Raw genomic sequence first — 12,143 nt, 5'->3', positions numbered from 1 at the left:
CCAGACACGTGAGTACGACCGCAGCGACGGGCTTCTGCCGCGTCACCGTCGTGGCGCCCGACAGCCGGATCGACGTCGCTCTGCCCGAGGACATCGCCGTCGCCGACGTCTACCCCGAGGTCCTGCGTCTCACGGGCCAGACCCAGGCGCCCGGAACGCCCACCGGCTACCACCTGGTCCGCCGCGACGGAAGCGTCCTGGACGGCGCCCGCACCCTCGGCGCCCAGCAGGTCCTCGACGGCGAGATCCTCAGCCTGCGCCCCTTCGCACAGTCGCTGCCGCCCGCGGTCTTCGACGACGTCTCCGACGCCGTGGCCGCCGCCGTCACCCGCGACCGCCACCTGTGGAGCGAGGAACTCCTGCGCGGCGCGGGCCTGGTGGGCGGCGTCCTGCTGCTCGTCCTGATGGCGTTCGTGCTGTGGTTCGCCGACCCGGTACGCCACGACATGCACGGCCTGCCCGGCATCATCGCGGGCGCCGCCGGAGTCCTGCTCACCGCCTTCGCCGGGGTGCGCGCCCGGGTCTACGGGGATCGCGCCGCCGCCGTCGCCCTCGGCCTCGGCGCCCTCCCCCTCGTCCTCATCGCCGGCTCCGGAGCCATCGGCCCCGACGCCGGGCACGGGCCGGGCCGCCTGCAGTTCCTGCTCGGCTGCGTCGCCGTCCTGGTCGTCTCCGTCGTCCTGGTCGCGCTCACCCCCAGCGGCGACGCCCCCTTCGTCGCGAGCACCTTCCTGGCCGCCGTCGGGACCCTGGCCACGTTCGTCGCCATCCTCACAGAGGCCTCCGCCACCCGGACCGCGGCCGTCTGCACCCCCGTCGCCCTCGGCCTGGTCGCCTTCCTGCCGGGCCTCTCCGCCCGCTTCGCCCGGCTCCCCATCGGCTACGCCTCACCGCGCACCGCCGCCGACTACGACGACGGAGACCCGGACACCCCCGAGGGCGACCCGGAGCCCGTGGACGCCGACCGCATCGCCGCCCAGGCCCGCCGCGGCCACGAGATGCTCCTCGGCCTCGTCGGCGGCTGCGCGGCCGTGGTCGTCGGCTCCGCCGCGGTCCTCGGCTTCTCCGACGACATCTGGGGCCAGTTCCTCGCCCTGGCCGCCGGCCTCGCCATGCTGCTGCGCGCCCGCCTCTTCCGCTACACCTCCCAGGTCGCCTGCGCCCTGGTGGCCGGCATCGGCGCCATCGCCCTCCTCGTCCTCGGCCTCGCCCTGAACCCGCCGGGGGACCTGCTGTACGACCTGGTCCGCTACGGGGACCGCGGCGCTCTCGACATCCGTACGGTCTGGCTCTCCGCGACCCTCGCCGCCGGGGCCGCCCTGCTCACCGCCATCGGCCTGGTCATCCCCCGCAAGGGGCTCTCCCCGTTCTGGGGCCGCCTCCTAGACCTGACCGAGAGCCTCGTGCTGCTCTCGCTCGTCCCGCTCTGCCTTGCCGTCCTCGACGTCTTCGCGCGGGCCCGCGCCCTCACCGGCTGACCTGCGGCGGGACGTGACCCGAACGGCTGCTAGTCTGACCAGTGGCCGTTTGTGTACGCGTCCTCGGATCATCCTGGGGGCTGCGCTCATCGGACCTTCGCCTCCGAGTCACGGAAGCACCTCTGCGATCAAGACCAGAGGCACTCGTGGGCGCTTCGAACACCAAGAGGAGTACGCGTGCCGCTCGACGCCGCTACGAAGAAGCAGATCATGGCCGAGTTCGCCCAGAAGGAGGGCGACACCGGGTCCCCCGAGGTCCAGGTCGCCATGCTCTCCCGCCGGATCTCGGACCTGACGGAGCACCTCAAGACGCACAAGCACGACCACCACTCCCGTCGTGGACTGCTGATCCTCGTCGGCCAGCGTCGCCGCCTCCTGCAGTACCTGGCCAAGAAGGACATCCAGCGCTTCCGTGCGCTCGTCGAGCGCCTCGGCATCCGCCGCGGCGCGGCCGGCGGCCGCAAGTAAGGACGCTGTGAAAAGGGAGCGGTTCCCGCAGTTCAGGGGACCGCTCCCTTTGCCGTACGTGCACGACCGGTGTCAAGCTCGGTAACCTGGGCTACGAGACCAGAACGAGGGAGGGGCGCAGCGACCGCCGCCGCCGGTCCTCGGTAGTGGCCCCCGGGAAAGCGCCCGGGAGCTTCGATCGAAGACCGGCCCGCATCAACGGTGCGCTTCTCCCGCACCGTCCTCCGCCACACGGGCGGAAGGACGAAAGACGACGAGTATGGAGAAATCACTAGTGGAGAACGAGACCCACTACGCCGAGGCCGTTATCGACAACGGAACCTTCGGCACCCGCACGATCCGCTTCGAGACGGGCCGCCTCGCCAAGCAGGCCGCCGGCTCCGCCGTGGCGTACCTGGACGACGACACCATGGTGCTGTCGGCCACCACCGCGTCCAAGCGACCCAAGGACAACCTCGACTTCTTCCCCCTCACGGTGGACGTCGAGGAGCGGCAGTACGCGGCCGGCAAGATCCCCGGCTCCTTCTTCCGCCGGGAGGGCCGGCCCTCCGAGGACGCGATCCTCACCTGCCGCCTGATCGACCGCCCGCTGCGCCCCTCCTTCAAGAAGGGCCTGCGCAACGAGATCCAGGTCGTCGAGACGGTCATGGCGCTCAACCCCGACCACCTCTACGACGTGGTCGCGATCAACGCCGCCTCCTGCTCCACCATCCTGGCGGGCCTGCCCTTCTCCGGCCCGATCGGCGCCACCCGCGTCGCCCTGATCAAGGGCCAGTGGGTCGCGTTCCCCACGCACACCGAGCTCGAGGACGCCGTCTTCGACATGGTCGTCGCCGGCCGCCTCCTGGACGACGGCGACGTCGCGATCATGATGGTCGAGGCCGAGGCCACCGAGAAGACCATCCAGCTCGTCAAGGACGGCGCGGAGGCTCCCACGGAGGAGATCGTCGCCGCCGGTCTGGACGCCGCGAAGCCCTTCATCAAGGCGCTCTGCAAGGCCCAGTCCGACCTGGCCTCCAAGGCCGCCAAGCCGGTCGGCGAGTTCCCCGTCTTCCTCGACTACCAGGACGACGTCTTCGACGCGCTCTCCGACGCCGTCACCTCCGAGCTGACGCGGGCGCTCACCATCGCCGGCAAGCTGGACCGCGAGGCCGAGCTGGACCGCGTCAAGGAGATCGCCGCGGAGAAGCTCCTGCCGGCGTTCGAGGGCCGCGAGAAGGAGATCTCCGCCGCTTACCGCGCTCTGACCAAGAAGCTGGTCCGCGAGCGCGTCATCAAGGACAAGGTCCGCATCGACGGCCGCGGCGTCACGGACATCCGTACGCTCGCCGCCGAGGTCGAGGCCATCCCGCGCGTGCACGGCTCGGCGCTGTTCGAGCGTGGCGAGACCCAGATCCTGGGCGTCACCACCCTCAACATGCTCCGCATGGAGCAGCAGCTGGACACCCTCTCCCCGGTGACCCGCAAGCGCTACATGCACAACTACAACTTCCCGCCGTACTCCGTCGGCGAGACCGGCCGCGTGGGCTCGCCCAAGCGCCGCGAGATCGGCCACGGAGCGCTCGCAGAACGCGCCATCGTGCCGGTGCTCCCCTCGCGCGAGGAGTTCCCCTACGCGATCCGCCAGGTCTCCGAAGCGCTGGGCTCCAACGGCTCGACGTCCATGGGCTCGGTCTGCGCCTCCACCATGTCCCTGCTGAACGCCGGCGTGCCCCTCAAGGCCGCCGTCGCCGGCATCGCCATGGGCCTGATCTCGCAGGAGATCGACGGCAAGACCCACTACGTCGCCCTCACCGACATCCTCGGTGCGGAGGACGCCTTCGGCGACATGGACTTCAAGGTCGCCGGCACCAAGCAGTTCGTGACCGCGCTCCAGCTCGACACCAAGCTCGACGGCATCCCCGCCTCGGTCCTGGCCGCCGCGCTGAAGCAGGCCCGTGACGCGCGTCTGCACATCCTGGACGTCATGAACGAGGCCATCGACGTCCCGGACGAGATGTCCCCGAACGCCCCGCGGATCATCACCGTCAAGATCCCGGTGGACAAGATCGGTGAGGTCATCGGCCCGAAGGGCAAGATGATCAACCAGATCCAGGAGGACACCGGCGCCGACATCACGATCGAGGACGACGGCACCATCTACATCGGCGCCCAGCAGGGGTCGCAGGCCGAGGCCGCCCGCGCCACGATCAACGCGATCGCCAACCCGACCATGCCGGAGGTCGGCGAGCGCTACCTGGGCACGGTCGTCAAGACGACCACCTTCGGTGCGTTCGTCTCGCTCATGCCCGGCAAGGACGGCCTGCTGCACATCTCGCAGATCCGCAAGCTCGCCGGTGGCAAGCGCGTGGAGAACGTCGAGGACGTGCTCGCGGTCGGCTCCAAGGTCCAGGTCGAGATCGCCGAGATCGACTCCCGCGGCAAGCTCTCCCTCATCCCCGTGATCGAGGGCGAAGAGGCCGAGGAGAAGGACGACACCGACAAGTGACGTCCCGTAGTTCCGTGACGACGGCCCGCGCCTCCTCCGAGGCGCGGGCCGTCGCCCGTACCCAAACGCTCATCAAGGGAACAGGCGGCATCGGCACCGTCCGCCGCACGGTCCTCCCCGGCGGTCTCCGGATCGTCACCGAGACCCTGCCCTCCGTCCGGTCCGCCACCTTCGGCATCTGGGCGAACGTCGGATCACGCGACGAGACGCCCACCCTGAACGGTGCGACCCACTACCTCGAACACCTCCTCTTCAAGGGCACCGCCAAGCGCAGCGCCCTCGACATCTCCGCCGCCGTCGACGCGGTCGGCGGCGAGATGAACGCCTTCACGGCGAAGGAGTACACCTGCTACTACGCGCGGGTCCTGGACACCGACCTGCCCCTGGCCATCGACGTGGTCTGCGACATGCTGACCGGTTCGCTGATCACTGCCGAGGACGTCGACGCCGAGCGCGGAGTCGTCCTCGAAGAGATCGCGATGACCGAGGACGACCCGGGCGACTGCGTGCACGACCTGTTCGCGCACACCATGCTCGGCGACACCCCCCTCGGCCGCCCGGTCCTCGGCACCGTCGACACGGTCAACGGGCTCAGCCGCGGCCAGATCGCCCGCTTCTACAAGAAGCACTACGACCCCACCCGCCTCGTCGTCGCCGCCGCGGGCAACGTCGACCACGCCACGGTCGTACGGCAGGTCCGCAGGGCCTTCGAGCGCGCCGGCGCCCTCTCCCGCACCGACGCCGTCCCGATGGCGCCGCGCGAGGGGACGCGAACCCTGCGCACCGCGGGCAAGGTCGAGCTGATCAACCGCAGGACCGAGCAGGCCCACGTGGTCCTCGGCATGCCCGGCCTCGCCCGCACCGACGAGCGACGCTGGGCTCTCGGCGTCCTCAACACCGCCCTCGGCGGCGGCATGAGCTCGCGGCTCTTCCAGGAGGTCCGGGAGAAGCGGGGCCTGGCCTACAGCGTGTACTCCTACACCTCGGGCTTCGCCGACTGCGGCCTCTTCGGCGTGTACGCGGGCTGCCGGCCCAGCCAGGTCCACGACGTCCTGGCGATCTGCCGCGAGGAGCTGGACAGGGTCGCCGCCCACGGCCTGGACGACGACGAGATCACCCGCGCCGTCGGCCAGCTCGCCGGCTCCACCGTCCTCGGCCTGGAGGACACCGGCGCCCTGATGAACCGCATCGGCAAGAGCGAGCTGTGCTGGGGCGAGCAGATGTCGGTCGACGACATGCTCGCGCGCATCGCGGCGGTCACCCCGGAGGACGTACGGGAGGTGGCGGGCGAACTCCTCACCCGCCGCCCCTCCCTCTCGGTCATCGGCCCGCTCAAGGACAAGCAGGCGGACCGCCTCCACGAAGTGGTCTCCTAACCCCTTAAGGAAGCAAGATGAGCAAGCTGCGCGTAGCCGTTCTCGGCGCGAAGGGCCGTATCGGCTCCGAGGCCGTACGGGCCGTCGAGGCCGCCGACGACCTGGAGCTGGTGGCGGCCCTGGGCCGGGGCGACCGGCTGGAGACCCTCGCCGACACAGGCGCCCAGGCCGTCGTCGAGCTCACCACCCCCGCTTCGGTGATGGGCAATCTCGACTTCTGCCTCCGCCACGGCATCCACGCCGTCGTCGGCACCACCGGCTGGACCGACGAACGGCTCGCGCAGCTCACCGCCTGGCTGGACAACGCCCCGGAAACAGGCGTCCTCATCGCCCCGAACTTCTCCATCGGCGCGGTCCTGACCATGAAGTTCGCGGAACAGGCCGCCCGCTACTTCGAGTCCGCGGAGGTCGTCGAACTCCACCACCCGAACAAGGTCGACGCCCCCTCCGGCACCGCCACCCGCACCGCCCAGCTCATCGCGGCGGCCCGCGCGAAGGCCGGCAGCGCCCCCCAGCCGGACGCCACCGCCACCGCCCTGGACGGTGCTCGCGGCGCGGACGTCGACGGCGTCCCCGTGCACGCGATCCGGCTCCGCGGCCTGCTGGCCCACCAGGAAGTGCTCCTCGGCGGCGAGGGCGAGACCCTCACCATCCGCCACGACTCCCTCCACCACAGCAGCTTCATGCCGGGCATCCTGCTCGGCGTACGGCGCGTGGTGTCCACACCGGGCCTCACGTTCGGCCTGGAACACTTCCTCGACCTGAACTGACTGAGCACCCCCATGCGCGCAAAGATCACCTACATCGTCACGGCCGCCGTCCTGGTCTTCTACTTCGTCTTGGTCGGCAGCCGCGGCCTGATGCTCATCCGCCACGGCACGCTGATCACGATCACCTTCGGCGTGGCCGTGCTGATCCTGCCGGTGATCGGCGTCTGGTTCCTCTGGAAGAACACCCAGTTCGTCCGCCGCGCCAACGCGCTGGCCGCCGAGCTGGACGCGGAGGGCGGCCTGCCGGTCGACGACCTGGCCCGCACCCCGTCCGGCCGCATCGACCGGGACGCCGCGGACGCCGTCTTCACCCGGCGCCGCGAAGAGACCGAGGACGCCCCGGACGACTGGCGCGCCTGGTTCCGCCTGGCGGTCGCCTACCAGGACGCGCGGGACACCCCACGCGCCCGCAAGGCGATGCAGCGGGCGATCGCGCTGCACGGCAGGCCGGGGACGGCATCGCCCGCCTCCTCGCCCGCCGGCCCGTCCGACGCCTGAGCGACTTCCCGGGCCACGGAGAGGGGCGGGCCCGAAGCTTTCCGCTCCGGGCCCGCCCCTCTCCGCGTGGTCCGACCGCTGCTCAGCCCTGCCGGTACTCGTCCGCCCAGGCCTCCACGGTGTCCGTGGCACGCTCGAAGGCCTCGTCACGGCCCAGGAAGTCCGCGTTGTGGTCCGTGGCCAGAGGCGGCAGCCTCTCGCCACTCCGCCGGACCACGACGAGCGCCTGGCCCTGCACCGTACGGGGCAGGCCCATCCACTTCACGGGCTGCTGGGCCGTACGGACGGCCGACGTGTCGCTCCACGCCACCGTGGTGGTGCGGAAGAACCCGACGCGCCGCACGCCGTGGCGGCTGACCCACGCGCCGACCCGCAGCAGACGCAGCGCGGCGGCGATCACCGCACCGGCCAGGGCCAGACACACGAAGGCGGAGGACGGCCCGCCGGTCGCACCGATGATCACGGCCGCGAGCAGCACGAACGAGGCCAGCAGCAGACAGGTGGCCGCCGCCGCGACCCGCCACGGGCCGGGGCGGTAGGGCCGCCGCCAGCTGTCATGGTCGTCGAACGGCAGCGCGACGTCCTCCGCGCTCGCGTCGAATGCGCGGTCGGCCGTCAGAAAGGGCAGGGGCACGGCTCATCCTCACTCACAAGCACGCTCGATTGCTGTGCCCGGTGAGGCTACCGAGGGCACCACTGACCCGACCACCCCAGGGGGCCGTACGGGTCAGCGCCCCTCGGTCGCTTCGGACTGCTTGCCCTGGGCCGGGGACTGCCCGGAGTCGAGCGCCGGGAGCCCCAGCAGCAGGGAGCCGACGAGAGCGGCGACCACGGTCATCCCCATGAGGGAGCGCCCGAGCAGTTCGGGAACGGTAGCGCGGGCGGCGGGAGGAGGAGTGACATTACTGCGGAATCGGTCGGCCTCGGCTACGAACGAGAACGGGACGGATTCACGCCGGCGGAACATGAGGAAACTCTCCTTGCTCTCAGAGACGGGTGCTGCTACTGAGTCAGACGCACGACAGGCCGGATCGGTGCCCCGAATCGCCGTAACGTTTGAACGACTCCCCGAACGGCTGCCCGCCGGTACCCGCGCATGCGCGGGTACCGGCGTCCGCGGCCCGGCCCGTAAAGTGGTCGCCGCCCAGCGACGCCATTGGAAGGACCCCCGCCGGTGACCGACACCCCCGAACCCGCCAAGCCCCACTTCCGCAGCGACGTCACCGTCGACCTGGTGAAAAGCGACGCGGGCGACGCGGACGTGCTGTTCGCCGCCCGGGTCTCCACGGCCGGTGAGCAGTCGATCGAAGAGGTCACCAAGGACCCGGAGCGTTCCAAGGGGCTCATCAACTACCTCATGCGGGACCGGCACGGCAGCCCGTTCGAGCACAACTCCATGACCTTCTTCGTCAGCGCCCCGATCTTCGTCTTCCGCGAGTTCATGCGGCACCGCGTCGGCTGGTCGTACAACGAGGAATCAGGCCGCTACCGGGAGCTGGAACCGGTCTTCTACGTCCCCGGCGCCTCCCGCAAGCTGGTGCAGCAGGGCCGGCCCGGGAAATACGAGTTCGTCGAGGGCACCGAGGAGCAGTACGACCTCACCACCCGCGCGATGGAGGACTCCTACCGCCAGGCGTACGCGGCCTACCAGGAGATGCTCGCCGCCGGAGTCGCCCGCGAGGTCGCCCGCGCGGTCCTGCCCGTCGGTCTCTTCTCGACGATGTACGCCACCTGCAACGCCCGCTCCCTGATGCACTTCCTCGGACTGCGCACCCAGCACGAGCTGGCCAAGGTCCCCTCCTTCCCGCAGCGCGAGATCGAGATGGTCGGCGAGCAGATGGAGGCGCACTGGGCGCGGCTCATGCCGCTCACTCATGCGGCCTTCAACAAGAACGGACGGGTCGCCCCATAGGCGGTGTCCGTATTGCGGCATTTGTGTAAGTTCATCTAGGCTGATCAAACGGACCCGGCACTGCTTGAACCCCCGAGCAGGCAGTGCCGGGCTCCTCTTCCCCGTCCCCCCGAGGGGACACCACGCGCTGAGCAGCGAGTAGCGTGTTACCCATGGCTCCGATCTCCACTCCGCAGACCCCCTTCGGGCGGGTCCTCACCGCTATGGTCACGCCTTTCACGGCGGACGGCGCACTCGATCTCGACGGCGCCCAGCGGCTCGCCGCCCACCTGGTGGACGCAGGCAACGACGGTCTGATCGTCAACGGCACCACCGGTGAGTCCCCGACCACCAGCGACGCGGAGAAAGACCAGCTCGTACGGGCGGTACTCGAAGCGGTGGGCGACCGCGCACACGTGGTCGCCGGGATCGGCACCAACGACACCCGCCACAGCGTCGAGCTCGCCCGGACGGCGGAGCGCACCGGCGCCCACGGCCTCCTCGCGGTCACGCCGTACTACAACAAGCCGCCGCAGGAGGGCCTGCTGCGGCACTTCACGGCCATCGCCGACTCCACCGGCCTGCCCGTGATGCTGTACGACATCCCCGGCCGCAGCGGTGTGCCGATCGACACCGAGACCCTCGTACGGCTGGCCGAGCACCCGCGGATCGTCGCGAACAAGGACGCCAAGGGAGACCTGGGCCGCGCCAGCTGGGCCATCGCCGAGTCCGGCCTCGCCTGGTACTCCGGCGACGACATGCTCAACCTGCCGCTCCTGTCCGTCGGCGCGGTCGGCTTCGTCTCCGTGGTCGGCCACATGGTCACCCCGGAGCTGCGAGCCCTGATCGACGCCCACCTGAGCGGCGACGTGCAGAAGGCCACCGAGATCCACCAGACGCTGCTCCCGGTCTTCACCGGCATGTTCCGTACCCAGGGTGTGATCACCACGAAGGCTGCGCTTACCCTCCGGGGCCTGCCGGCCGGCCCGCTGCGTCTGCCGCTGGTGGAGCTGAGCGCCCAGGAGACGGCACAGCTCAAGATCGACCTCGCTGCCGGCGGGGTACAGCTGTAACCACGGACTTTCACAACTGAACAGGCGAGGCGACTCGCCCGAGCACCACCCAAGACAACAGCAAGTGCACGAATGACATGCGCGCCACGTGCCTCAGCGGTACGTGGCGCGCGTGGTAAGGAGAGTCTTTTGAGTCATCCGCACCCTGAACTCGGTACCCCGCCGAAGCTCCCGAAGGGCGCCCTGCGGGTCACGCCGCTCGGAGGCCTGGGCGAGATCGGCCGCAACATGACGGTCTTCGAGTACGCGGGCAAGCTGCTCATCGTCGACTGCGGCGTCCTCTTCCCCGAGGAGCAGCAGCCGGGCATCGACCTGATCCTGCCGGACTTCACCACGATCCGGGACCGTCTGGACGACATCGAGGGCGTCGTCCTCACGCACGGCCACGAGGACCACATCGGCGCCGTCCCCTATCTGCTCCGCCTGAAGCCGGACATCCCGCTCATCGGCTCCAAGCTGACCCTCGCGCTGATCGAGGCGAAGCTCCAGGAGCATCGCATCCGCCCCTACACCCTTGAGGTCGTCGAGGGTCAGCGTGAGCGCATCGGCGTCTTCGACTGCGAGTTCATCGCGGTCAACCACTCGATCCCGGACGCCCTGGCCGTCGCGATCCGCACGCCCGCCGGGCTGGCCGTGGCCACCGGTGACTTCAAGATGGACCAGCTCCCGCTGGACGGCCGTCTCACCGACCTGCACGCGTTCGCGCGGCTGAGCGAGGAAGGCATCGACCTTCTCCTCTCCGACTCGACCAATGCCGAGGTCCCGGGCTTCGTGCCGCCCGAGCGGGACATCTCCAACGTCCTGCGCACGGTGTTCGCCAACGCCCAGAAGCGGATCATCGTGGCGAGCTTCGCCAGCCATGTGCACCGCATCCAGCAGATCCTGGACGCGGCCCACGAGTACGGCCGCAGGGTCGCCTTCGTGGGCCGGTCGATGGTCCGGAACATGGGCATCGCCCGCGATCTGGGTTATCTGAAGGTTCCGGCCGGTCTGGTCGTCGACGTGAAGACCCTCGACGACCTCCCGGACGACGAGGTGGTACTGGTCTGCACCGGTTCGCAGGGCGAGCCGATGGCCGCCCTCTCCCGGATGGCCAACCGCGACCACCAGATCCGCATCGTCCCCGGCGACACGGTGATCCTGGCGTCGTCCCTGATCCCGGGCAACGAGAACGCGGTCTACCGGGTGATCAACGGTCTGACCCGCTGGGGAGCCAACGTCGTCCACAAGGGCAACGCCAAGGTCCACGTCTCGGGTCACGCCTCGGCCGGCGAGCTGCTGTACTTCTACAACATCTGCAAGCCGAAGAACCTGATGCCGGTGCACGGTGAATGGCGCCACCTGCGGGCCAACGCCGAACTGGGCGCCCTGACCGGCGTACCCAAGGACCACATCGTCATCGCCGAGGACGGCGTGGTCGTCGACCTCATCGACGGCAAGGCCAAGATCGTCGGCAAGGTCCAGGCAGGCTACGTCTACGTCGACGGCCTCTCGGTCGGCGATGTCACCGAGACGTCGCTCAAGGACCGCCGCATCCTCGGCGACGAGGGCATCATCTCGGTCTTCATCGTGGTCGACAGCACCTCCGGCAAGATCGTGGGCGGCCCCCACATCCAGGCCAGGGGGTCCGGCATCGACGACGGGGCGTTCGTCGCAGTCGCCCCGAAGATCCAGGAAGTACTGGACAAGTCGGCCCAGGACGGCGTCATGGAGCCCCACCAGGTCCAGCAGCTGGTCCGCCGGACGGTCGGCAAGTGGGTGTCCGACACCTACCGTCGGCGTCCGATGATCCTTCCGGTCGTGGTGGAGGTCTGACCCCCTCCGCACCGCCGTACTGGAGCGGGGCCCTCGATTTGCATCGGGGAGCCTCGCTCCAGTACGTTAACGGCTCCGCCTGAACGGGAAGCGCGGGGCACACGTGTGTGCCCGGAGAGCACCGGACAAGGCGGGAATTCCGACTCAGAATCTCTGATAAAGTCGGGTCAGCCGAAAGGCAAGGCCATTCCACAGGCCACCAGCATTTCGAAAACGGACCGGTAAACGGAACGAATGAGAGTCTGGTAAAGTTGGAGCCGCCGGAAAGGGAGAACGCGAAAGCGGA

The 12,143-nt window shown here is 69.8% G+C and carries 11 protein-coding genes; 9 read left to right on the top strand and 2 right to left on the bottom strand.

Features of this window, described 5'->3' with window-relative positions:
- The first annotated feature begins 8 nt into the window (after nt 1-8).
- The 6 genes from eccD to V9U70_RS07580 all read left to right on the top strand — a co-directional run bounded on the left by eccD (nt 9) and on the right by V9U70_RS07580 (nt 7,078).
- The gene (eccD, locus tag V9U70_RS07605) at nt 9-1,478 is read left to right on the top strand and encodes a type VII secretion integral membrane protein EccD (RefSeq protein WP_336673705.1); all 1,470 of its coding nucleotides are present in this window, start codon (nt 9-11) and stop codon (nt 1,476-1,478) included.
- A gap of 177 nt (nt 1,479-1,655) precedes the next feature.
- On the top strand, nt 1,656-1,946 hold the full coding sequence (gene rpsO, locus V9U70_RS07600) for a 30S ribosomal protein S15 (RefSeq protein ID WP_336673704.1): 291 nt from the start codon (nt 1,656-1,658) through the stop codon (nt 1,944-1,946).
- A gap of 274 nt (nt 1,947-2,220) precedes the next feature.
- A complete protein-coding gene (locus tag V9U70_RS07595; protein WP_336673766.1) occupies nt 2,221-4,434 on the top strand; it encodes a polyribonucleotide nucleotidyltransferase in 2,214 nt (737 codons plus the stop codon).
- The gene (locus V9U70_RS07590; protein WP_336673703.1) at nt 4,431-5,810 is read left to right on the top strand and encodes a M16 family metallopeptidase; all 1,380 of its coding nucleotides are present in this window, start codon (nt 4,431-4,433) and stop codon (nt 5,808-5,810) included. The genes V9U70_RS07595 and V9U70_RS07590 overlap by 4 nt, the downstream gene beginning before the upstream one ends.
- Before the next feature lie 17 nt (nt 5,811-5,827).
- Nucleotides 5,828-6,580, top strand: coding sequence for a 4-hydroxy-tetrahydrodipicolinate reductase (dapB, locus tag V9U70_RS07585; protein ID WP_336673702.1), 753 nt, complete (start codon nt 5,828-5,830; stop codon nt 6,578-6,580).
- Between the two features lie 12 nt (nt 6,581-6,592).
- The gene (locus V9U70_RS07580) at nt 6,593-7,078 is read left to right on the top strand and encodes a tetratricopeptide repeat protein (RefSeq protein WP_336673701.1); all 486 of its coding nucleotides are present in this window, start codon (nt 6,593-6,595) and stop codon (nt 7,076-7,078) included.
- Between the two features lie 82 nt (nt 7,079-7,160).
- Here V9U70_RS07580 and V9U70_RS07575 read toward each other — a convergent pair whose 3' ends face one another.
- Nucleotides 7,161-7,712, bottom strand: coding sequence for a hypothetical protein (locus V9U70_RS07575; RefSeq protein ID WP_336673700.1), 552 nt, complete (start codon nt 7,710-7,712; stop codon nt 7,161-7,163).
- A gap of 93 nt (nt 7,713-7,805) precedes the next feature.
- Entirely contained in the window at nt 7,806-8,045 is a 240-nt protein-coding gene (locus tag V9U70_RS07570; RefSeq protein ID WP_336673699.1) for a hypothetical protein, read from the bottom strand.
- A gap of 207 nt (nt 8,046-8,252) precedes the next feature.
- Between V9U70_RS07570 and thyX the strand changes: the two genes are divergently transcribed.
- The 3 genes from thyX (at nt 8,253) to V9U70_RS07555 (ending at nt 11,857) form a co-directional block, all read left to right on the top strand.
- Nucleotides 8,253-8,990 carry an FAD-dependent thymidylate synthase gene (thyX, locus tag V9U70_RS07565; protein WP_336673698.1) on the top strand — a complete coding sequence of 246 codons (738 nt, stop codon included), beginning with the start codon at nt 8,253-8,255 and terminating at the stop codon, nt 8,988-8,990.
- A gap of 152 nt (nt 8,991-9,142) precedes the next feature.
- Complete coding sequence (gene dapA, locus V9U70_RS07560; RefSeq protein ID WP_336673697.1) at nt 9,143-10,042, top strand: 4-hydroxy-tetrahydrodipicolinate synthase; 900 nt, start codon at nt 9,143-9,145, stop codon at nt 10,040-10,042.
- Nucleotides 10,043-10,171: 129 nt separating this feature from the next.
- A complete protein-coding gene (locus V9U70_RS07555) occupies nt 10,172-11,857 on the top strand; it encodes a ribonuclease J (RefSeq protein ID WP_336673696.1) in 1,686 nt (561 codons plus the stop codon).
- The last annotated feature ends 286 nt before the right edge of the window (nt 11,858-12,143 follow it).

Origin of the sequence: Streptomyces pratensis (assembly GCF_037137275.1) — a bacterium.
Classification (GTDB): Bacteria; Actinomycetota; Actinomycetes; order Streptomycetales; family Streptomycetaceae; genus Streptomyces; species Streptomyces pratensis_B.
Note: the sequence above shows the minus strand (reverse complement) of the source record. Positions and strands in the feature narration are given on the sequence as shown.